Annotated in this window: 15 protein-coding genes and 1 tRNA gene; 4 read left to right on the forward strand and 12 right to left on the reverse strand. The window is 58.7% G+C overall.

The genetic code is table 11. The annotated features are described in order from the left end of the window. Positions 1-4: 4 nt before the first annotated feature. The 4 genes from DW211_RS08965 to DW211_RS08980 form a co-directional block, all read right to left on the reverse strand. Positions 5-844, reverse strand: a complete 840-nt coding sequence (locus DW211_RS08965) for a carbohydrate ABC transporter permease (RefSeq protein ID WP_055252175.1) — start codon at positions 842-844, stop codon at positions 5-7. Next, the gene (locus DW211_RS08970; RefSeq protein WP_117759387.1) at positions 844-1,698 is read right to left on the reverse strand and encodes a carbohydrate ABC transporter permease; all 855 of its coding nucleotides are present in this window, start codon (positions 1,696-1,698) and stop codon (positions 844-846) included. The genes DW211_RS08965 and DW211_RS08970 overlap by 1 nt, the downstream gene beginning before the upstream one ends. Positions 1,699-1,785: 87 nt before the next feature. Beyond that, positions 1,786-3,102: an ABC transporter substrate-binding protein gene (locus tag DW211_RS08975; protein ID WP_055252173.1), complete on the reverse strand. Its 1,317-nt coding sequence runs from the start codon at positions 3,100-3,102 to the stop codon at positions 1,786-1,788. A gap of 293 nt (positions 3,103-3,395) precedes the next feature. Beyond that, positions 3,396-4,115, reverse strand: a complete 720-nt coding sequence (locus tag DW211_RS08980; protein ID WP_118260384.1) for a GntR family transcriptional regulator — start codon at positions 4,113-4,115, stop codon at positions 3,396-3,398. Between the two features lie 224 nt (positions 4,116-4,339). Here DW211_RS08980 and DW211_RS08985 point away from each other — a divergent pair, with 224 nt between their 5' ends. The 4 genes from DW211_RS08985 (at position 4,340) to DW211_RS09000 (ending at position 9,089) form a co-directional block, all read left to right on the forward strand. Further along, positions 4,340-6,790 carry a PTS transporter subunit EIIC gene (locus DW211_RS08985; RefSeq protein ID WP_118260386.1) on the forward strand — a complete coding sequence of 817 codons (2,451 nt, stop codon included), beginning with the start codon at positions 4,340-4,342 and terminating at the stop codon, positions 6,788-6,790. Between the two features lie 127 nt (positions 6,791-6,917). Further along, entirely contained in the window at positions 6,918-7,931 is a 1,014-nt protein-coding gene (locus DW211_RS08990) for a polyprenyl synthetase family protein (protein WP_118260388.1), read from the forward strand. A 139-nt stretch (positions 7,932-8,070) separates the two neighbouring features. Then, positions 8,071-8,976 carry a peptidoglycan-binding protein gene (locus DW211_RS08995; protein ID WP_187361857.1) on the forward strand — a complete coding sequence of 302 codons (906 nt, stop codon included), beginning with the start codon at positions 8,071-8,073 and terminating at the stop codon, positions 8,974-8,976. Between the two features lie 38 nt (positions 8,977-9,014). Further along, positions 9,015-9,089 (forward strand) — tRNA-Gln (locus DW211_RS09000). Positions 9,090-9,965: 876 nt separating this feature from the next. Here DW211_RS09000 and DW211_RS09005 read toward each other — a convergent pair. The 8 genes from DW211_RS09005 to acpS form a co-directional block, all read right to left on the reverse strand. Continuing rightward, positions 9,966-12,158, reverse strand: coding sequence for a hypothetical protein (locus tag DW211_RS09005; protein WP_158568520.1), 2,193 nt, complete (start codon positions 12,156-12,158; stop codon positions 9,966-9,968). A 183-nt stretch (positions 12,159-12,341) separates the two neighbouring features. Further along, positions 12,342-14,231 carry a carbon starvation protein A gene (locus tag DW211_RS09010; RefSeq protein WP_117636065.1) on the reverse strand — a complete coding sequence of 630 codons (1,890 nt, stop codon included), beginning with the start codon at positions 14,229-14,231 and terminating at the stop codon, positions 12,342-12,344. Positions 14,232-15,049: 818 nt separating this feature from the next. Beyond that, entirely contained in the window at positions 15,050-17,434 is a 2,385-nt protein-coding gene (gene tsaD, locus DW211_RS09015; RefSeq protein WP_118260392.1) for a tRNA (adenosine(37)-N6)-threonylcarbamoyltransferase complex transferase subunit TsaD, read from the reverse strand. Further along, a complete protein-coding gene (gene tsaE, locus DW211_RS09020; RefSeq protein WP_006235849.1) occupies positions 17,421-17,927 on the reverse strand; it encodes a tRNA (adenosine(37)-N6)-threonylcarbamoyltransferase complex ATPase subunit type 1 TsaE in 507 nt (168 codons plus the stop codon). The genes tsaD and tsaE overlap by 14 nt, the downstream gene beginning before the upstream one ends. A gap of 12 nt (positions 17,928-17,939) precedes the next feature. Beyond that, positions 17,940-18,560, reverse strand: a complete 621-nt coding sequence (locus DW211_RS09025) for a uracil-DNA glycosylase (RefSeq protein ID WP_118260394.1) — start codon at positions 18,558-18,560, stop codon at positions 17,940-17,942. A gap of 8 nt (positions 18,561-18,568) precedes the next feature. Further along, a complete protein-coding gene (gene alr / locus DW211_RS09030) occupies positions 18,569-19,714 on the reverse strand; it encodes an alanine racemase (RefSeq protein WP_089573672.1) in 1,146 nt (381 codons plus the stop codon). Between the two features lie 2 nt (positions 19,715-19,716). Further along, positions 19,717-21,333, reverse strand: a complete 1,617-nt coding sequence (locus DW211_RS09035; protein WP_082435564.1) for an NAD(P)H-hydrate dehydratase — start codon at positions 21,331-21,333, stop codon at positions 19,717-19,719. Next, positions 21,334-21,873: a holo-ACP synthase gene (acpS, locus tag DW211_RS09040; RefSeq protein WP_117655164.1), complete on the reverse strand. Its 540-nt coding sequence runs from the start codon at positions 21,871-21,873 to the stop codon at positions 21,334-21,336. Positions 21,874-22,022: the final 149 nt, after the last annotated feature.

A 22,022-nucleotide genomic window follows, 5' to 3' on the forward strand; every position in this document is an offset into this window, starting at 1 on the left:
GGCATCAGCCCTTGACGGCACCTGCCACCACACCGTCGATGATGTACTTCTGGCAGAAGATGTACATGATGACGATGGGGACAACGACCATCATGATGCAGGCCATCATGGGGCCGAGCTCGACGTGGCCATAGCCGCCACGGAAGTACTGGATCAAGATAGGAATGGTCTTGTACTTGGTGGAGTCGAGCGTAAGGTAGGGCAGCAGGTAGTCGTTCCAGACCCACATGGTCTCGAGGATGCCGACCGAAAGGTAGGTGGGCTTCATGATGGGAAGGACGATCTTAAAGAACACCTGAACCGGGTTGCAGCCGTCAATCATGGCCGCCTCCTCGATCTCGAGCGGGATGTTCTTTACAAAGCCGGCGAACATAAAGACCGCCAGGCCCGCGCCAAAGCCCAGATAGATAAAGCAGATGTTGAACGGCGTGTTGAAGCCGATGCGGTCCGCCAAATTGGACAGCGTGAACATCAGCATCTGGAAGGGCACGACCATCGAGAACACGAACAGGTAATAGAAGAAGTTCGAGATCTTGCTGTTGACGCGAACCACGTACCAAGCGCACATGGAGCAGCACACCAAGATCAGCACGACCGACGTGACCGTGATAATGAGCGAGTACATAAATGCCGAGGCAAAACCCTGCTCGTTAAGAGCGTGCACGTAGTTTGCAAGGCCGTTGAACGTCTCGGGCGTGAGCAGGTCGAACGCCGTGGTGGTGCTGATTGCGGTCGCTTTCTTAAAGGAATTGAGCGCAATCATGAACACGGGGTAGATCCATGCGAGCGACAGGATCGTAAAGAAAATCGAGAGCGCGCGGTTGATAGCCTTATCGCGTTTCATTACTGCTGCACCTCCTTGGACCTCGTGGCCTTAAGCTGAATCATAGAGATGGCGACGACCAGGATGCAGAAGATAACTGCCTTGGCCTGACCGATGCCCTGCCATGCGATGCCGGCACGCGAGTAGAACGTGTTGTAGATGTTCAGGGCGAGCATCTCGGTGGAGTGCGCCGGGGCGCCACCGGTAAGGGCGAGGTTCTGGTCGAACAGCTTAAAGCCGTTGGTGATGGACAGGAACAGGCAGATGGTGATGGTCGGCATCAGATTGGGGATCTTAACCTTCCAGAACGTCTGCCATGCCGTGGCACCGTCAACCTTGGCGGCCTCGATGTAATCGGACGGAATGGACTGCAGACCGGCGATGTAGATGATCATCATGTAGCCGACCTGCTGCCACAGGGTCAGGATGATAAGGCCCCAGAAGCCAGCGGCGGAGTTGAGGGCGATGAGCTGGGCGCCCACGTTGGAGAGCAGGCAGTTGATCAGAATCTGCCAAATGTAGCCCAGCACGATGCCGCCGATCAGGTTAGGCATAAAGAAGATCGTACGGAAGATGTTGGTGCCCTTGAGCGCCTTGCGGGTGAGCGCCTGCGCGATGGCGAGGGCAATCACGTTGATGAGCACCGTCGACAGGAAGGCAAACGCCACCGTAAAGAAGAACGACGTAGCAAACTGCGGATCGGACAGCGCGCGCACGTAGTTCTCGATACCGACAAAATGCGCGTTGTTAATGGTAATAAACTGGCAGAACGAGAGATAGAAGCCCTGGATAAAGGGGATCACGAACCCGATCATAAACGCCAGGCACGTGGGCAGCATAAAGAGCGGCCACCAGCGCTTGAGTGCTTTGCCCATAAAAGGGTCCTTTCAATATGCAGGGGGCGGGCAAACCAACGTCTGCCCGCCCCCTGTCGCTAATCAGATAGCTTGGGCAGCAACTGCTTACTCGGAAGCAGCCTTCTCGGTCTTCCAGCCATCGACGAAGGCGTTCTTGACGCCGTCCCACTTGGTGTTGTCGGCAGCATAAGCGATGAGAGCCTGCTTGAGGTTCTTCTTCCACTCCTCAGAGGGGATGTAAACGAAGTCCCAAGCAACGGTCTTCTTGCCGTCCTTGGCCATAGCAACGGCCTGCTGCGAGAAGACGTTGGTGGTCTCCTTAGCGCTCTTGAACGGGGCGGTCAGACCCATCTTGTCAGCGATGATGCTGGTGGCGGTGTCAGAAGTGACGCACCAATACATGAAGTCCTCGGTGGCCTTCTGGGCATCCTCGGAAGCCTGGGAGCTGACGCACCAGTAGTTCTCGCCGCCGGAGCACAGGCCCTGGTTCTCCTCGCCGTCGACGCCGATGTAGATCGGCAGCATGCCGAGCTGGTCGTCGGTCATACCGGCCTTGGTGAGGTCGGCGTAGGCCCAAGAGCCGTTCTGGTAGAAGACGGCCTTGCCGGTTGCGAACTCGTTGGTGGCGTCGTCACCGGTCTTGGAGGCGAGCTGCGAAGGATCGCAGGTGGAGTCGGTGATATACAGGTCGAAGATCTGCTTAAAGTTGTCTAGATACTCGCCCTTGATCTCGTCGTCCTCCTGATTGTGCTCCTTCTCGAACTCGTAGTAGAGCGGGAGGTTGGCGAGGTGCGTGGTGTAGCGCCAGCTGGAGGAGTCATCCATACCGGCGGAAGTGAAGGCACCGTCAACGCCCAGCTCGTCCTTGCGGGCCTGGATGTCATCGGCGCAAGCCTTCAGCTTGTCGAAGGAGTTGATGTCCTCGGCCTTGTAGCCGGCCTTCTCGAGGAGCTCCTTGTTGTAGATGATGCCGTAGCTCTCCTGAACCCAGTCGATACCCAGATCCTTGCCGTCGGACTGCAGCGCCAGGGAGTCGTCGATGAGCTCGCCGCGGAGCTTGGTGTCGGAAAGATCGGCGCAGTAGTCCTTCCAGTTCTTAAGGCCGGTGGGGCCGTTGACCTGGAACAGCGTCGGAGCGGAGCTCTTGGACATCTCGGACTTGAGCTTCTCCTCGTAGGTGTTGGAGGCGGCGGTCACGATCTTGACCTCGACGCCCTTCTCCTTCTTGTACGCCTTGGCGATCTCCTTCCACTCCTTGTCGACCTCGGGCTTGAACTGGAGGAAGTAGACCTCGGCAGCGTCACCAGAAGCAGAGGAGCCGGAGCCGGCAGAACCACCGCAGCCCACGAGACCCAGACCAAGAACCGCAGCCGCGGAACCAGCAAAGCCCAGGAACTGCCTTCTGCTCATTTCGTTCTTCATTACAATCCACCCTTTCACACCGTGGCGGCACCCTTTGCCGCCGCCTTCGGAGATTGGCTCGGGGACTTTGCCCCTTTTGCTGATTTGTACAATACGCTATTTGGCTAGTTGTTTGAACAAGTATTACTAGAGCGGTAGAAAAACTTCGGTGAACGGTAATTTTCATTTGTCTATTGACAACTATTGTCTAAACAATATTATGGTACTTTTAACATGAAAAGCGTCTGTCAAAACCGACGGAGTATCGGTTTTGACAGGCGCTTTTGCATTGGTCGAAAGGCCCGTCCTGCTCCCTATCGCTTGGAGTTGACGCGGTAGTGGAAGATCTCGGGATGCGTGCGGGCATGCGTGACCTCGAACAAGATGCCGTCCGAGGTGTACGACTGGCTCTCCATGACGGCGACACAGTTGTATTTGCCGAGGTCAAGATAGCTGCAGTCCTCATCGTTGGCGAGCTCGACACTCACCGTACGGCGACTCGCCATCACCTTGACGCCGCGTTTGTGCTCCAGATAGTCGTAGATAGACTTCTCGGCGACCTCGGGCGTCAGGCCTTTGGCGATCGACTCCAGAAAATAGCCGTGGTCCACCTGACGAGCACTGCCGTTAAGGCTACGGACGCGCACCACGCGAATCAACTCCTCGCCCACCTTAAAGCCCAGGCGACGAGAGAGTTGCTCGGTGCAAATCAAATGTTCAAAAGACTTGACCTCGGTCGATGCGACGGCATTGTTGCGTTTTGCGAACTCGCCAAACGACTCAACCTCTTCAAGTGCGCCCAACATGTCGGTTTCGCCCTTAAGCCAAATAACGCGCACGCCCTTGCCGTGTATGGGCTGCACAAACATCCCGTCGGCCAGCATACCCAAGGCACGACGGACGGTATTGCGAGTACATCCGAACTCCGCGGTCAACTCAGCTTCGGTTGGCAGCATCTCCTGAAACGCATAGGTCCCATTAATGATGCGCGAGCGTATTTCTCGGTAGATTCCTTCGTATATCGCTTTTGGCATGACTTCACCTCTAATGAATATGTATGGCTAGGCACGATAGCATTTCTTTGGGTTGTTTAAACCGTCTATCGGCAAAGCACCGATTATTAACTGTCAACGGCGCCCGTGATGCTCCAATCGATTCGAATCAAAACCGTCAATGCGGCAAGCAGCCAGTCCTCTACAATGAGTTCATTGTTTAAACGTTCTTGCTCGCACAGCATGTTGCATCCGGAAGGCATATTATGCTGCAGAAAATCCAACGTTTTGGCGGAGCCATGTTCGCGCCCGCCATGCTGTTTTCTATATCAGGCCTCATGGTCGGCATCTCCGCCCTCGCCACGACCGTAGACATCGTCGGTGACCTCGCCGTATACGGAACCCCTTGGTACGTTTTCTGGACCATCATCCAGCGCGGCTCGTGGACGGTCTTTAAACGTCTCCCGCTCCTTTTTGCCGTAGCGCTGCCTATCGGTCTTGCCCAAAAGCAACCGGCACGCTGCTGCCTCGAGGCGCTCGTGGCCTATTTTGCCTATTGCTTCTTTTTGAGCGAGATCATTAAGCTGAGTGGAGACAACCTTGGGCTTAAGTACCCGTCGTTTTTGACCTCCGCTAGCGGCATCACCGTCATCGACGGCATCAAGACGCTCGACACCGGCATTATCGGCCCGCTGGCGGTGTCGGCAACCGTCGTCGCGATCCATGACCGCTTCTACGATGCCAAGGTTCCCGATTGGCTCGGCACCTTCTCGGGTTCCTCGCTGGTCTACCTCATCAGCTTTTTTGCCGCGTTTGCCCTTGCCGCCATCTCGGCCGCCATCGTGCCTTTCGCATACGCTGTGACCGAAACGCTGCGCCACGCACTTGCGGGCGTCGGCCCCTTCGGCGTGGGCATCTTTGTGTTTTTGGAGCGAGCACTCGAGCCCATGGGGCTGCACCACCTGCTCTATATGCCCATCTATTACGACAATCTGGTCATTCACGACGGTATTTACGCCACGTGGACCAACCTGCTCCCCATTCTCTCCCATAGCACGCGCCCTTTAAATGAACTTGCGCCCTGGGCAGGTTTTACCGCCACCGGCTGGGGCAAGCTCTTTGGCCTTCCCGCCATCGCGGCAGCATTCTATTTCACCGCCAAACCCGAACGCCGCGCCGGCCTTAAGGTCATCCTTTTGCCCGCCATCGTCGCCTCGGTGGTCTGCGGCGTCACCGAACCGCTCGAGTTTCTCTTTATGTTCACCTATCCCGGACTCTTTTTGCTCTACGCCGTCCTATCCTCCTGCCTTGCCATGACCATGAACTTCTTTGGCATCGTCGGCATCTTCTCGGGCGGTCTCATGGAAATGACGGCCTTCAACTTCATCCCACTCATGCGAATGCATGCCGGCTCCTACCTTTTGGCGCTCGGTATCGGTCTTGCCTTTAGCCTCATCTTTTTTGTTAGTTTTCGAGCACTCATCTTGGTCTATGACCTTAAGACGCCGGGCCGCGAGGATCATGTCTCCAATCGCGCGGCAATCGATCGTTTAACGGGAAGCGGCTTTGCCAAAGAGCAATCTCCCAATGGCGAGGTCAGTATTCAATCCGATCAAGATCACGTCCTCGCTGAGCGGGTAATTCAGCTTTTAGGTGGCGTTGGCAATATCGTGGGCGCAACCAACTGCGCCACGCGCCTGCGCGTCGAGGTCGCAGACCCTTCCATCGTTGCAGATAACGCGTCGTTTGTCGCGGTGGGCGCCAAGGGCCTCATCATTACGGGCAAGACCGCCCAGGTGATTATCGGCATCTCCGTTCCCCGCGTTAAAGAGCATTTTGACCAGATCATGGGCCTCGAGCCGGGATTTGTGCCCACCACCTCGGCCTCCCCTGCCGCCAGCGCAGCCCATAAGCGCGGCGATATCTGCTTCTTCGATATCGATGGAACACTCGCCTGGCAAGACCCTCGAGTGGCACAAGAGCTTCCCGAGAGCGAGCGAGACCTCTCCCCCTATCCCAATGAAGCGGTCTCGCAAGCCATCCGTAATTTTGTCGCCAAGGGCAATATGGCGTTTATCTGCACGGGGCGCACGCTGAGCTGCATCCATCCAAAGCTGCTCGATCTGCCCTGGACCGGCATCGTCTGCCTCGCGGGTGGCTATGTCGAACTTGAGGGACACGTGATTCGCGATTTGGCGATGACGCCCGGCATGCTGCAGCGCCTTGCTCCCATTCTTGAGCAATCGGACGAAGTGATTCGTTTTGAGGGACTCAATGGCGTCGTTCGCATGAGTGCCGATGCGCCCGACGCCCCGGGATACGCCCGCACCGTGGGCGATGCAATTACGCAGCTGCAACATTACAGCGCCTACAAGATCTTAATGTCCACGTCGCTTGCCAACCGCATCGCTCAGGATCAAGCGTTTGAGCCGCTGCTCTGCTTTAACGAGCTCGAGCTCGAAGTGACCGAAATTTCGCCTCGCGAATGCACCAAGCGCGAGGGTATCCAGTCCGTACTCGACGCCCTCGATCCCCACCACGGAACCGTATACGGCATCGGCGACGCCAGCAATGACGTCTCGCTGATGAACGCCGTCGACGTTGGCATCGCCATGGGCAACGCACCGGACTTCCTCAAGGAAAAGGCCGACTATGTCACCGACAGCATCGACCACGACGGCGTCGTCACCGCGCTCGAACACTTTGGGCTTATCTAGCAAAGCCCCTACCGCACTTGCGGCCGCATGGACCAATCGTCTTCAACCGCCGCGCTCGACGCCCTAATGTGGCAATATGTTGTCTGCATAATGCAACGATGCAACCTATCAAAGAATGCGAGAACCCGTGTCCAGTCCGTTTACCAGCTTTTTAGCCCAGCACTTTGACCAGATTAACGACTATCTGGCCACGTTCTTTGACGGACAGGCGACTTCCGCCGATATCGAGCGTTACCTGTATACCCCGCTCTCGGCATTTACGGCAAACGCTGGCAAGCGCCACCGCCCGCTCATCTGCATGCTCGCCGCAACCGCAGTGGGCGGTAGCTTTGAGAGCGCCCGCAGCGCCGCGGCGGCCATCGAGCACTTTCAGTCGGGCGCACTCATCCACGACGACATCGCCGACAACGGGCAGATTCGTCGCGGCAAGCCCTGCATGCACCTTACCGAGGGTACCGGTCTTGCCATCAACTGCGGTGACCTGGCGCTCACCATGGTCACCAAGACGGTTCTCGACGACCCCACACTCAACGCAGACGTGAAGCTTCACGTGCTCCACGAGCTTACCGAGATGATCGTCCGTACCATCGAGGGCCAGGCGCTCGACCTGGGCTGGGTCCGCGACGGGCGCTTTGACATTTCGGTCGACGATTATCTGGACATGGCGACGCACAAGACCGCGTACTACAGCGGAGCGACGCCGCTTGCCGCCGGAGCCATTATCGGCGGCGGCAGCGAAGAGCAGATTGAGGCACTGCGCGCCTTTGGGCTGCACACGGGCCTTGCCTTCCAGATTCAAGACGACCTGCTCAACTTGATCGGCACCAAGGAGGCCGCCAACAAGGACTTCCGCACCGATATCACCGAGGGCAAGCGCACCCTCGTTGCCGTGCATGCCCTGTCAGACGAGCGCTATCACGACGAGATCGAGGCAATCCTTTCCTCGGGCACCGAGGACCCTGCGCAGCTCGCACGCGCCGTGGAGATCTTCCAGGAGACCGGCTCCATCGATTTCGCCCACAACTATGCGCTCGACCTGACCGCCAAGGCCAAGGCCGCTATCGAAGGCGTCGAGCTCGACCCGCATGCGCGCGAGCTCTTCCTCTCAATGGCAGATTTCTTTGTGGAGCGTCTTAACTAGCGGGGGTCATAAAACCTGTGGGCAGCGCGTTTGGGTACAAGTTGCTACACTATTGAGTGCATGTTTATAAATTGTCTCGCGTTGTCTATCCGACACACGCTCAAAATAGTACGAATGGTACGCCGAAAGGGGTTCGTTCATGGAACCTATTACCACAGGCATGCAGGGAGCAGCCGTCGAGGACGTCCAGTCCCGCCTTCTGCAGCTCGGCTATACAATCGATGACGCCGAGGTTGTCGACAAGCGCTTTGGCACCACCACCGAGCAGGCCGTCAGCACCTTCAGGCTCGACAGCGGCCTTGCTGCCGGTCATGCCGTCGATATCCCCTGTTGGAGCGCCCTGGTCGACGCCTCGTATAAGCTGGGCGACCGCACCCTGTATCTGCGCATGCCCAATTTCCATGGCGCCGATGTGCAGGCCCTGCAGCGCGCTCTCAACGTTTTGGGCTTTGCCTGCGGCGAGGACGACGGCTACTTTGGTCCGCATACCGAGGCCGCCCTGCAGCAGTTCCAGGAAAATGTCGGCCTGTTTGCCGACGGCATGGCCTTCCAAGACACCTACGCCTACATCAACCGCCTGCATCATGTGTGGGAGGGCAAGCCCTCGGTCACCGAAGCCGAGTCCCGCATCGGTTTTGCTCGCGCCGCCAACGTGCTCGAGCGCTTCCAGATTGCCGTTATCGGCGAGGACCCCATCGCACGCAGCGTTGCTTCGCGCATGTGGAACATCGCCACGGCAACGACCGACAACAGCGGCATGATGCTCTGCGACTCCGAGGTCCCAACCGACGTTGACCTGGTGCTCGAGATCGCAAGCGACGAGCTGCCCGCCGACGCCGCGCCACGCGCCACTATTGCCCTCGCCGAGTGCCACAACCTGGCCCAGCGCATCCGCACCGCCAATGTCGCCGCGCAGCAGAAGCCGGCTCGCATTCGCATTGAGCTCACGGGCATGACGCGCTACAACGGCACCTTCACGGCCAGCGACGCGCAGACGCTCGCCGTACGCCTACTCGACGGCGTTTGCGATGCCCTCGCAGATTAGGTAAACTAGACGAGTTGCTTTTGGGCAACACCACACATTGGGACGTAGTTCAACGGTAGAACTCCGGTTTTTGGTGCCGGCTGTTGGGGGTTCGAATCCCTCCGTCCCAGCCATTAAAACTGAGCGCCCTAAGCCCATAACGGCCCAGGGCGCTTTCTTGTGGGCAAGCGGAGGAATTCGAACCCGCAAGGGTGCGGAGCTGAGGAAACGCGAAGCGTTTTCCAGCGCAGCACGCAAGGAGCGAAGCGACGCAGCGGGGCGCGGCCGCCGACCAGGCGGACGCGGAATCCCTCCGTCCCACACCAGCCAAGAGCCCCTCACGTCAAGCAAATCGAGCCAACGCCGCCAAGCGGAGGGATTCGAACCCGCAAGGGTGCGAAGCGACGCAGCGGGGCGCGGCCGCCGCAGGCAGACGCGGTGCCGGCACTTGGGGACGCTCCTAAGTGCCGGCATTATAGGAACGTCCCCAAGTGCCGGCTCGGGACTATTTTCGAGGACCCTCCGAAGGACTGTGGCCAAAAAACGGCAAATATGAGTACTGTTACCGTTGTAGCTACATTATTTTCGTTAATAAAAGAAGATCTTAATGAGATTTATTCGCATCAAGGTCTTCCTTTAATGAACACTTGAGGAGATACGGCAGCTTATCTGCTCGATCGACACGTCAAATCACCTTAAATGTGATCAAAATTACTGCTACTAAAAGAGTATCAGTACTCATATTTGATGTTTTTTGGCCACGGCTCTTTATAGACACCCTGCACAGCGACGGTGGTAGATTTCGGAACGTGTCCGTCAGCCCCGTTCCGAAAAGCGAGCCGCGTGCAACGGCCAAGCCACGACAGCCCCCGGGAGAGCGGGGGCACCGGCTTAGGTTTATCGCGAGTTCCGCACGAACAGGAGGCCACTTAATGTGGCCTCCGTCGTGAGCAGGACTGTAGAGCAGGAAACCTAAGCCGGTGTCCCCGCTCTCCCGGGGCCGGCGGAATTTAGTTGTTAAGCATGCGGTCGAAGCTTCCCGAGTCGCCATCCCGATAGTCGGCGGTCATCAGAATCTCCTGCGGAATGCGCCCGCCCTCGCGCAGCACATTGCGGAACTGCACGCGCGTGACCATGGGCAGATCCTTGATCGTCGCCGCCAAGTTCTGCGGCACGCCCTGGTTGGCAGCCGCGGGCTCGCACTCGCCGCCGGCCTTCACGCGACGCTTATGCTCGGCGAGCATGGCGCGGTACATGCCGGCATGCAGGCGAATCTCAACCACATTGGCATTGCGAGCCTGCTCGACGATGCGCGCGCCCTCGCGGTCGATATCGCCCACGTAGTAGACGTAGTTAAAGCGATAGCCGATCTCAGCCAGATAATCGTCCAGGGCATGCGAGACGCTCGCCTTGCATCCGCCGCCAAAAATCACGCCGCCCACCTTGATGCCAAAGAGCTTAGCGTGCTTGCGGCCGCGCAGGAGTTTGACGATCTCGTCATAGGTGTCCAGGTTCTCGACCATAATGAACGGCTTATCGGCGCCCAGCGTAAAGAAACCCGTAAAGTGCACGGGGCGGTTGGGGGCGACCTTAATCGCCTGCATGCTGATGCCCTTTTCGGTCATACGCCGAATTAGACGCTCGCCGTGCTTGCCGTCAAAAGCCTTCTCGTCGTTAAAAATCTGGTAGGCACGCTGGCGGCGCGAGGCAACCGGCGTATCGGCACCTCGGTTTTGCTCGATCCAAGCCTGGATGATTGCGATTTCCTCGGCAATCTTGCGGTTGGACATCTCGTTGTGCTGAGTGCGCTGCGGAGCCTTTTTGCCGTCCTTGCCCTCGACCTTTACGATCTGTGTCTGCTGCTCCTTGATCTTAGAGAGCGCCGTAGGCGTAGGGACAACTTTGAGCAGCTGCCTGCCTAAAACGCGGGCAAGGGCAAACGCCGATACCTCGCCGTGGACGGCCGACTCGGGCTGCTGGGCAGCAGCATCTGCTGCGGCAGACTCCGGCTTCTTCTGAGACCTGCGCTTAGAATCGCCTTGGGAATTGCGCTCGCGCTTCGGCATAGACGCCTGCTTCTGCGGACGATCGGACTTGCTCTCCTTCGCCGGCTGGCGCTTAGGCTGCCCCGAAGAAACCTCGGCCTTCGCATCCTCGTCCTGCGGCGTGGTCTTCTCGGCTGCAGTCTCGGCATGGGAACTGCGACCCCCGCGATGGCGACGGCGGCGAGGCCTGCTCGACGCGCCCTGCTCCGTCTGCCCATCAGTAGGCTGCTCGCCCTTGGCCTCGGCAGCAACCTCAAGCTGCGGCTCAACAGGCTTCTGCTCGCGAGCCGCCGGCTCAACGGTTTTCTCGGTTTGTTCGGCCTTCTCGGCCTGAGCGGTCGGAGCCGGCTCGCCCTTCTCCTGACGCCTTACGGGATACGCGCGCCTCGCAAAACCACGCCCGGGACGGCATGAACCCGGAGCCTTCTTGGCAGACTCCTCAACATCGTCTGCAGCCTCGGAAGGCTCTTCAACCTCATGCGCGACATCCTGCTGCGCAGCCTTAAAGTGGGCACCACGGCGACGCTGGGGCTCCTGGGCCTCCACGGGCTTTTGCTCCTTCGCGGGCCTCTGCGACTCGGCAGCAACCTCGTTCTCAACAGCCTCGGCATCCGTCTCACCCTTTTGAGCAACGGCACGACGGAAGCGCTCCTGCTGGGCGCGGCGCTGCGCATCGCGCTTGCCACCCCCGCCAAAACCGCCGCATCCTGCCTTGGCCGTAAAGGCACGCACGACGTTCTCATCGAGCAACTCATCGGTATCGACATGCTCACGCGGAGCAGCTTCTTCCACAGCAGGCACGTCAGCGGAATCCTCGACGACAAAATCTTCGACGGACTCGGCAGGCTGCTCCTGGGCATCGCGGATCTCGACATTGATGGTATAGAACGCCGGGCGCCCGTTAATGCCGCTGCCCTCGATCTTGGTCACGATATTTGCCGCGATAAGCTCATCGCGCATCGCCTTGGTGTCGCATTCCTTATCGACGGAGCGGAAAATCTGCGCCAGCGCGCTCGACTTAATCTTGAGCGCCTTGCGGCAGAGCAGGTCGTAGGCAACCAGCTTGGCGCGCTCGGCAGAAAGCGACGTCTGGCTGCTCAGACGCTCAGCCAGGGCATCGACATTGTTTTGATTATCGGAATATACCGTCTTGGCCACGGGGCCCCTTTCATATGCACACATATACGTCCATATGGTACAACGCACGAGCCTATCCACGCAAAACATCTGCGAGAACGCCCTTGCACCACCTGTTCTCATAAGAAAAAAGACCGGGTCCGCTTGATTGCGGACCCGGTCTTTCCGAGTCAAATAGACGGGAGATTCAACCCGTCCGACCGACTAGGCCTTAGCGGCCTCGGCGTCGGCAGGAGCTTCAGCGGCAGCGGCGCGACCGTACTCGGCCTTGCCCATCTCGGACCACTCGGGCTCCTCATCAGGCATGGAGCCAGCCTCCTTGCCGAAGAACTCCTTGAGGCAGTTGACGGCGACGATGAGGCCCAGGACCATCAGCAGGACGGCAAAGACGAGCTGCAGGCCCTTGGTGGCGGCGACGGAGACGGCGGCCGTGGTGGCGGTAGCCGGGATGGTGCCGAAGAAGCCGTAAGCCTGGACAGCGGTCATGCAGCCCATGGCGCTCTGGACCAGCGAGGTGAAGGTGCAGCAGAGCAGGAAGGCGACGGGCACGTAGAGCATCCAGCCCTTGCGGCCGGTGCACTTGCAGAACACGGCGAGGGTGATCATGGTCATGCCGCCGAGCAGCTGGTTGGAAGCACCAAAGAGCGGCCAGATGTTGGCATAGCCACCAAAGGCAAGGGCGAGACCGGGAAGCAGGGTGACGACCGTGGCGAACCAGGGGTTGCCGAGAACCTTCATGTAGCCGGCCTTGGACTCGATGGCCAGGGCGTCGTTGGTCTGGGCAAAGAACTCGGAGAACGAGGTGCGGGCGATGCGGGCGACGGCGTCGAGCGAGGTCAGGGCCAGAGCGGAAACGTTCATGGTCATGAAGACGGTAGCGAGCGTACCGTCAACACCGAAGGCCTGCATACCGCGGGAGATGCCAGCGGCGAAGATCTGGAACGGGGTGGAAGCGACACCGGCGTTGAGGGCGCCAGTACCGGCGGTGTTCATATCGGAGAACATGATGCCGGCGACGATGATGGCAAGGATGCCGACGAAGGACTCGACGATCATGGCGCCATAACCGACCTTGACGGCGTCCTGCTCCTTCTCGACCTGCTTAGAAGAGGTGCCGGAAGAAACGAGGCTGTGGAAACCGGAGAGAGCACCACAAGCGACGGAGACAAACAGGACCGGGAACATCATGCCGGAGGCAGTGGAGAAGCCGGTGAAGACCGGAGCGGTGATAGTGGCCTGGCCGTTAACGCCCAGGACGACGATGCCGAGGACAGCGCAGGCGATCATGACGATCATCATGATGGAAGTGAGGTAGTCACGCGGGGTCTTGAGCATCTGGATGGGCATAGCGCCAGCGAAGACCAGGTAGACCATGACGACTGCGAACCACTGGAACTTATCCAGGTAGACCGGGAACTGCATACCGACGGCAAACATGAGAACCATGAGGACCACGCCGGTGACGAACTCGGCGGCACCGGTGAGGTTGAACTTCTTCTGGGCCCAACCAAAGGCGATAGCGACGAAGGTGAACAGGATGGAGATGGTGCCAGCGCAGCCAGCGGCATAGGACTTGGTGAAGTCGATGGCACCGGTAGCGGCGCCAGAAGCGTCAACGGCCGGGGTGAACATGAACGTCTTGCAGACCATGTCGGTGAAGGCGGCGATGACGATGATGCAGAACAGCCAGCAGAACAGCAGGAACAGGCGACGGCCGGTCTTGCCGATGTACTTCTCGATGAGCTGAGCGAGCGACTTGCCGTTGTTCTTCATCGAAGCGTACAGAGCACCAAAGTCGTGGACGGCGCCAAAGAAGATGCCGCCGACGAGGACCCAGAGCACGACGGGCAGCCAGCCAAAGGCCATGGCGACGATCGTACCCGTGACAGGGCCAGCACCGCAGATCGAGCTGAACTGATGCGAGAACGCGGTAAAGGCGGAGACGGGCGAGAAGCTCTTGCCGTCCTTCATGCGCTTGGCCGGCGTGAGGGCCTCTTTGTCAACGCCCCACTTGTTGGCCAGCCATCGGCCATAGCCCAGATAGCCGCAGGCGAGCACCGCCGCGGCCACAACCATGAGCAAAACTCCGTTCATTACATTTCCTCCTCTAAAAAGAACTTCTCAGACATAAAAAATGAGGGCCGTCGGTTGCGCTCGACGGCCCTCATCTTCATCAGCCGCCCGTTATCGTACGGGCTAGCTGTATGTGCTAACCCGCATCAGATAATTACTACGCTGATAATGTTTAGCTGATGCGTGAACATGTCTAAAAAATCCTCTTCAATCATGATGCGAACGATCCGTGCGTGTTCACATCCCCCAGTGGTTGAAAAAGGAGTATGAAACTTTAGTTACCTAAAGTCAACGCAAATTTGTAATGAATTTTCAAATTCTTTTGAATTTCTCGTTATAAAACGCCACTGACCTCGGACTTTACCGAACGACAGTTTTTGCTTGAGAGATGCCCCTCGGGAGCGGGGCGGGCGCCTGCCGCCATATATGAACTTTCCTGCTCGGACAGTCCTGCTCACGACGGAGGCCACATTAAGTGGCCTCCTGTTCGTGCGGAACTCGCGATAAAGTTCATATATGGCGGCAGGCGCCCGCCCCGCCCCCGAGGAGCTCCCATCCCAAATGTGCGGAGCAAAGCTCCGCACACCATCTTTTTCTTTCAGCTAAAGCACGCCGGAAATTCGACGCAGCTGGCTAACCTTGCCGGACGTTGTCGACGCCAAACCAGCTCAGAAGCTATATCGATACAGAAAGGTCCCCGGACGGAGGGGCCGGATATAAGGTTTATCGCGAGTTCCGCACGCAAAGAAGGCCACTTAATGTGGCCTTCGTCTTGCGCAGGACTGTAGAGCAGGAAACCTTATATCCGGCCCCTCCGTCCGGGGACCGCGCCGTACCAGCTACAGCGTCATGTTTGGATCGGCGTCGACATCGAACGGCGAGATTTCTCCTCGGTCGAATTTACGGCGGGCAACCTCTGCGATCATGGCGGCGTTGTCGGTGCACGCCGAAAGCGGTGGCACCGTTACGCGGATCCCCTGACGCCCAAGCTTCTTGATCATCATCTCGCGCAGATGCGGATTAGCCGAGACGCCGCCGCCGATGCAGTATTCCTTGCATCCGGTGGCATGCAGGGCGTTTTTGGCCTTCTTGTACTGAACGTCAAAGACGGCTGCCTCAAACGAAGCCGCCAGATCGGGCAGGTGAATCGTGCGCCCGGCCTTGGTCTCCTGCTCGATGTAGAGCGTCACGGCCGTTTTAAGACCCGAAAGCGAGAAACGATAGTCTCCCCTGCTGTTAAGCGCGCGAGGAAAATCGATCGCGCGGGGGTTGCCCGTCTCGGCCAGCTTGGAGATGATGGGGCCACCGGGATAGCCCAGACCCAACGCCTTGGCTACCTTGTCGAAGGCCTCGCCCACAGCATCGTCGAGTGTCTCACCAAGTACCTCGTAGTCGCCCCATGCCTTCACGTGCACGAGCATGGTATGACCGCCCGAGACGAGCGTGAAGATAAACGGCGGCCTGAGATCGGGCTGCGCCAGCAGGTTGGCGAACAGATGGCCCTCCAGATGGTTGACGCACACGAGCGGCTTGCCGGCGGCATAGGCAAAGCCCTTGGCGAAGGCGACGCCCACTACCAGAGCGCCCACCAGGCCCGGACCCTGTGTCACGCCCACGGCGGCAAGCTCGCTAGGGGCAATGGCTCCACCCTCAAGACCAAGCGATGCTGCGGCATCCTCGAGCGCCGCATCCACGACACTCACAATCACCTCAACGTGTTTGCGCGAGGCGATCTCGGGCACCACGCCGCCAAAACGGGCATGGAAATCGATCTGCGTCGACACCTGGTTGGCCAGCATATTGCCATCCGCATCGATAATCGCCACCGCCGTCTCGTCGCAGGAACTCTCGATGGCAAGCACTAGGCGGCGGCGCTCAATTTCGGCACGCTCCCCCTCGGAGCGCCTAGGCGCAGGCAGCGGCCATACGCGCTGCTCTGCCGCCGTCGGCTCGGGCGAGGCATTGTCGACCGGAAGCACCAGGGGCAGCGGAGCCGTCATGACGATGGCATCCTTGCCGGCACCATAATAGCCGCGGCGCCATCCTGCCTCGGTAAAGCCCAGAGCGTTATAAAGCGCGATCGCTCCCTTGTTGTCGTCCTCGACCTCGAGCGAAGCCGTGGTGCAGCCGAGCATCTGGGCATCATAGCTCACATGCGACAGCAGCTTGCGGGCAATGCCCTCACGGCGATGTGCCGGGTCGACGGCGACATCCAGAATCTGCACATCACCGTCCACGACCATACCGCCGGCAAGGCCCAGCAGCTTGCCGTCGTCGTGTGCCACCCACCAACTACGCGGCGCAGCGACGTCCTCGCCCAGTTCGGACAGGAACATGCCCGGCGTCCACGCCTCGTGTCCGGCACCTTCAAAGCAGGCAGCCTCTAGCGCGCTCGCGCCCTCGGCATCCGCCGCGCCCATAGGACGGAACTGCAGATGACGACCGGCGAGCTCATCGGCAACGCCCGTAATTTCGCTCTGTGCACTCTCAGCAAGACCAAGACGCTTGCGCTCGTTTTCCTCGGCATCCGAAAGGCGCGTGTAAATCGGCAGGACGCGAGCCGGATCGCCGTCACCCGCAGCGTGCGCGAGCAGCAAGCCCTCGCCCGAAGGCCACCACAGGTCGCGCTCCACGCAGCGGGCGGTCTCGTCCTCACCCAGCAGCTTGCCATAGCGCACGAGACCGTCACCGGTCAGCTGAACCTGGTCCCAGTCCGCTGCTCGGCGCCACTCATCGAGCGCCACGGCGGCCTTGACCACGTGTTCGCGCTCAAATTGACGCTCGAGGCCCTCATCGACCAGCATATACAGCGCCGGATATACCTCACCGCGCATAGCATCGGCCAAGATACCAAGCTTGCCGCGCACGCCAGCCTTCCACGCCGTCCAAGCGCAAGCGTCGAGCGTCGACACGCCCAGCAGCGGAGCATTGGCACCGCGCGCGAGGCCCTTGGCAGTGGAGATGCCGATGCGCACACCCGTAAACGACCCCGGGCCGCGGCCGACCACGTAGCAACCAACATCGCTGCGATCCAGACCGGCTTGAGCCAGCATGCCATCAACGGTATTCACGAGCTCAACGTTGGCGTGACGGCGACACATGTGGTCGCCACTCACGAGCTTCGTCTCGCCCGTCTGCCCATCAATCCAGCTTGCCGCGCAGGCAAGCATGTCGGTCGAGGTATCGAGCGCCACCACCAGCGCGTTGTCGTTATGCAAGCTCATCTTGTACAGCCTTATCAATCAAATGGGAAAGCTCCATTGCGCGGTCACCGTGCGCCTCGAGCGTTATCGTTCGCACATCACTGTCGCCCTCATCACGCTTGAGCGTCACCGAAAGATACTCATCCGTCAGCTCGTCTTGGAATTGTTCGCCCCATTCCAGCAGGCAAGCACCCTCATAGCCCAGCACATCGAAAATGCCCGTATCCTCGAGCTCGTAGGCATGCTCCAGGCGGTATAGATCAAAGTGAAACAGCGGAATACGACCTTGATCGTGGACGGCCATGAGCGCAAACGTAGGGCTCGTAACCATATGCCCATCGCCCAGCCCGCGCGAGACGCCCTTGGTAAAGTGAGTTTTGCCCACTCCCAGGCCACCGGTCAGGATGAGCACATCGCCGTCCTCAAGGCACGGTGCAATTAGCTCGCCAAAGTACTCCGTATCGGCAGCGCAAGTCGTTTTGTAAGTACCTACCCCCAGGCGCTCCAGGGACATATATGCTCCTTATTATTCCGAGGCGTCCTCTGGTGCGGGATGTCGCTCCAGATAGTCGCCCAGCATCTTAAAGTCTTCCTCCAGCAGCTCCTGCCATGCCGGATTGCGTAGCGCTGCTGCCGGATGGAACGTGGGCATTACTACAAAATGCCCCATCTGGTGGAACCTGCCGCGCAGCCTAGTAATGCCAATCTCGGTCTTAAGCACAAAGTGCGTCGCGGGGTTGCCGAGCGTCACAATAATATCGGGCCAGATGCTTCGAATCTGCTCACGCAAAAACGGCGAGCAAGCCAGCACTTCCTCGGGACGCGGATTGCGGTTTCCCGGCGGGCGGCACTTAAGCACGTTGGCAATGTAGACGTCTTCGCGTTTGAGCCCCGCCAGCGACAAAATGCCGTTGAGGTCCTCGCCTGCCGCCCCCACAAAGGGCTCGCCCTGCAAATCCTCATTGCGGCCCGGCGCCTCGCCAATAAACATCACGCGAGCGTGGGGGTTTCCCACGCCAAACACGATGTTATGGCGCGACTGGTAAAGCTGGCAAAGGTGACAATCGCCCAGAACGGCCTCGATCTCCTCGAGTGCGACCTCACGCGGCGCCTGATGGCTATGGCCGGGGATGTGCATGACGCCCATAGCGACTCCTACACGTAGACTTTGTCGAGACGCATACCAAAGCCGCAAGCGACCTCGTAGTTAATCGTGCCGCGTAGGCGCGCCATCTCGTCCATGGTAATCTCGGCATCTCCATCGCGGCCGACAATGATCATCTCGTCACCATACTCGGCCTCGGGAATCTCATGCGCCGGGTTGGACTGAATGGCGACCATAAACTGGTCCATGCAGATATTGCCCACCTGACGCACACGCTCGCCGCGATACAGCACGTCCATACGATTGGAAAGCGTACGCGAAAGGCCATCGGCATAACCGATCGGAAGGGTGCAGATCTGAACGCGCGTGCGCGGTACGCGGTAGGTAAAGCCGTAGCCCACGCCCTCGCCCATCGCAGGATGCGCCACGCGCGTCACACGCGCGTGGACGCTCATGACGGGATCAAGCTGCATCACGCGACCACTCAGCTCACATGGCTGCAGACCATACAAACCGATGCCGGCACGAATCATGTCAAAGTGCATTGAAGAATCGAGCATCGAGGACGGCGTATTGGCACAATGCACGATACCGCATTCAAAACCTGCGTCCTTAATGGCCTGAACGGCCTCGGTAAAACGCTGGCACTGCAGCTTGTAGTCCCAACCCGAAGGTTCATCGGCCGTGGCAAAGTGCGTAAATACGCCGTCGCACTGGATGCCGCGATGGAAACTGATGCCGCGTACAAAGTCGAGCACCTGTGTGTAGTGAACACCGATACGATTCATGCCCGTCTCGATGGCAAGATGGTACTTGCCCACCTTGCCCGCCGCGACGGCGCATTCGCCATACGCAAGAGCAAAATCGGACGTATAGACCGAGGGCATGATATCGAATTCGAGCAATGCAGGAATAGCCTCGATAGGCGGCTCGCTTAGAATCAGGACGGGCTTAGTAATCCCGCCCTGACGGAGCCCAACGCCCTCGTTGACCGTCGCCACGGCAAACATGTCGGCACCGGCCGAATACATGATCTTGGCACACTCAACAGCTCCATGACCATAAGCATCGGCCTTGACCACGCAGCACAGGCGCTGACGCGGATTCAACAAGTTCTTATAGGCCCTCGTGTTGCGACGGAGCGCCCCGCGGTCGATCTCGACCCAGGACCAGCGCGTCAAATCGGCTTTATTCATGATTAGTCATCCGACCCTTCGTCCATGATTCCCAGATCTTCGAGCGCATCCTTTGCCGCCAGCTCCATGGCAGGACCGATCAAGTCGATAAGATCGGTCGCGATGACGCTCTTCTCACCATACTCCGTCGCCGCGGCAAAACCGGCGTAGCTGTGAAGTGCGACGGCGTACGAATACAGCAACTCCCAACGATCCATCTCGTCGCGCATGGTGGCAAGCGTGCCGGCCAAAATACCCGCGAGAACATCACCAGAACCGGCAGTTGCCAGAGAAGCCGGACCCGAGAGCGGCAGCAGCACGCGCTCAACGCCACAGATAGCCGTCGTCGGCCCCTTGGCAATGACCACCAGATTGTCGGAGCCTGCAGCCCAGACAACCTTCTGCGCAGCCGCAATCGCGGTACCAAGGTCGTTCACCTCGTCACCGGCAACCAGGCGCGAAAGCTCACGATAGTGCGGCGTCATAACCAACGGCTGCTCGCGGCGATACATCTCGGGGTTACTATCAATACCGTCAATGGCAATCTTAGCAAGGCAGTTGAGTGCATCGGCGTCCAAAATTAGCGGTACATCAAGCTCGAGCAAGCCCGAAACCACCTGCATAGCGCCGGCAGACGTCGTCATACCGGGACCGCACAGCACGCAGCTGTACTTCTTTGCGATCTCGCACACCGTCATGCGCGCAGCGGCGCCAAAGGAGCCGCGGGAATCAGACGGAATAGCAAAGACCGGAATCGAAGGAAGTGCCATGCGAATGAGATTGGCGCAGGCGTCAGGAGCCGCGACTGCCACGTAACCAGCACCCGCGCGAGCTGCAGACTTGGCCGCCATAATGGCAGCACCAGGATATTGCGCAGATCCGGCGACAATAAGCACGGAGCCACGGGAATACTTATCGATATTCGATGGTAGCGGAGCAAAGTAATCAACTAAGTCACCGGGCTCGACAATCTCGGCGGCGTGGTCGACATCATCGATGACCTCGTCAAGACGGTCGTAAAGATTGCCGCAGATCAAATCGCCAGCATACTCAGGACCATCAGCGCTATACAGACCAATCTTGGGCGCAATCATCGTCACCGTGCGCTCGGCACGAATGCAGTCGTCATCAACAACGCCCGTCTCGGCATTCAGACCCGAGGGGACATCAATGGATACGACACAATCGGCGCATTCATTGACCGTAGGAATCCAAATGGAGAACGGCGCACGCAGATTCCCGTGGAAACCGGTACCAAAAATGGCATCGACAACAACATCGGCCTTATCGATCAAAACCTCGAGTTCATCACGCGAGGGGCCGACGCAAACGTGCACATCGCGGCCGGCAGTACGACGAGCAACATGACGTGCCAGAGCAGCAGGAATCTCATCCGGTTCAACCGGAGAAACGATATCCACGTCCACACCCTTATGGCTCAGGATATCGGCGGCAACCCAACCGTCGCCGCCATTATTACCAAAACCGACCAAAACGAGAACCCGATCGGGATTGAGCTTCAAGACCTCGTTAGCGGCAAACTCACCCGCTAGCTCCATAAGCTCGGCCTTCGAAGTCCCTTCGCGTTCGATGATATCCTCGAGACGAACGACTTCTTCGGTACTCAAAACCGGTTTCATCTATGCTCCTAGCGTATCTTGCGAAGCATCGCCCAGGTGCTCCGTCAATGCTGAATTCTGCAGCTGCTCGAGCTCATCTAATACAGAGCGAGCCTCTTTAAATGTCTGCGCAACGCGTTTCTTGGTGCTCACCTTTTCATCTTTTGGCTTAGGCCGAGCATCTTCGGTAATCGCGATGGCATTCGCAACGGCCAAGTCTCCCGTAAGCGTAATGGAAAGAGCGACCTCAACAACGCCCAGTTCTTGAGCGATCTCGAGAGCACGGCCCGAAAGCAGCGCCTTCGGTTTGCCGAGTTTATCACGCGTTACCGAAACATCCTTGCGACCCACGCCTTGACTAAAACCCGTGCCGAGAGCTTTAAGCACCGCCTCGCGCGAAGCAAAGCGGCTCGCATAGTGAGCAGCGGGACGCGATGATGCATCGCAATACGCACGCTCTTCTTCGGTAAACACACGCCGAGCAAACGACGGCGTCTTTTCAAGAATTGATTTCATGCGGGAAATCTCGACGATATCAACGCCGATACCAGCTTCAGCCATGTTCACCTCCATATCGCACAGACTAAGTTATTGTAGCCCGTTCACAGAAGATGCGACAAACGAGGGTTATAAAACACAGCTACTATGTGAGACAAATTGCCCGAGATACAAAAAAGGGGGAGGCCGCGAGGCCTCCCCCTTCTTCAAGT

Source organism: Collinsella sp. AM18-10, assembly GCF_003471585.1.
In the GTDB taxonomy this organism is placed as follows: Bacteria; Actinomycetota; Coriobacteriia; order Coriobacteriales; family Coriobacteriaceae; genus Collinsella.

Coding starts and splice junctions, on each gene's coding strand:
- DW211_RS08965 (WP_055252175.1), bottom strand. CDS start 844: ATGAAACGCGATAAGGCTATCAACCGCGCGCTCTCGATTTTCTTTACG.
- DW211_RS08970 (WP_117759387.1), bottom strand. CDS start 1,698: ATGGGCAAAGCACTCAAGCGCTGGTGGCCGCTCTTTATGCTGCCCACG.
- DW211_RS08975 (WP_055252173.1), bottom strand. CDS start 3,102: ATGAAGAACGAAATGAGCAGAAGGCAGTTCCTGGGCTTTGCTGGTTCC.
- DW211_RS08980 (WP_118260384.1), bottom strand. CDS start 4,115: ATGCCAAAAGCGATATACGAAGGAATCTACCGAGAAATACGCTCGCGC.
- DW211_RS08985 (WP_118260386.1), top strand. CDS start 4,340: ATGCTGCAGAAAATCCAACGTTTTGGCGGAGCCATGTTCGCGCCCGCC.
- DW211_RS08995 (WP_187361857.1), top strand. CDS start 8,071: ATGGAACCTATTACCACAGGCATGCAGGGAGCAGCCGTCGAGGACGTC.
- DW211_RS09010 (WP_117636065.1), bottom strand. CDS start 14,231: ATGAACGGAGTTTTGCTCATGGTTGTGGCCGCGGCGGTGCTCGCCTGC.
- tsaD (WP_118260392.1), bottom strand. CDS start 17,434: ATGAGCTTGCATAACGACAACGCGCTGGTGGTGGCGCTCGATACCTCG.
- tsaE (WP_006235849.1), bottom strand. CDS start 17,927: ATGTCCCTGGAGCGCCTGGGGGTAGGTACTTACAAAACGACTTGCGCT.
- DW211_RS09025 (WP_118260394.1), bottom strand. CDS start 18,560: ATGGGCGTCATGCACATCCCCGGCCATAGCCATCAGGCGCCGCGTGAG.
- alr (WP_089573672.1), bottom strand. CDS start 19,714: ATGAATAAAGCCGATTTGACGCGCTGGTCCTGGGTCGAGATCGACCGC.
- DW211_RS09035 (WP_082435564.1), bottom strand. CDS start 21,333: ATGAAACCGGTTTTGAGTACCGAAGAAGTCGTTCGTCTCGAGGATATC.
- acpS (WP_117655164.1), bottom strand. CDS start 21,873: ATGGCTGAAGCTGGTATCGGCGTTGATATCGTCGAGATTTCCCGCATG.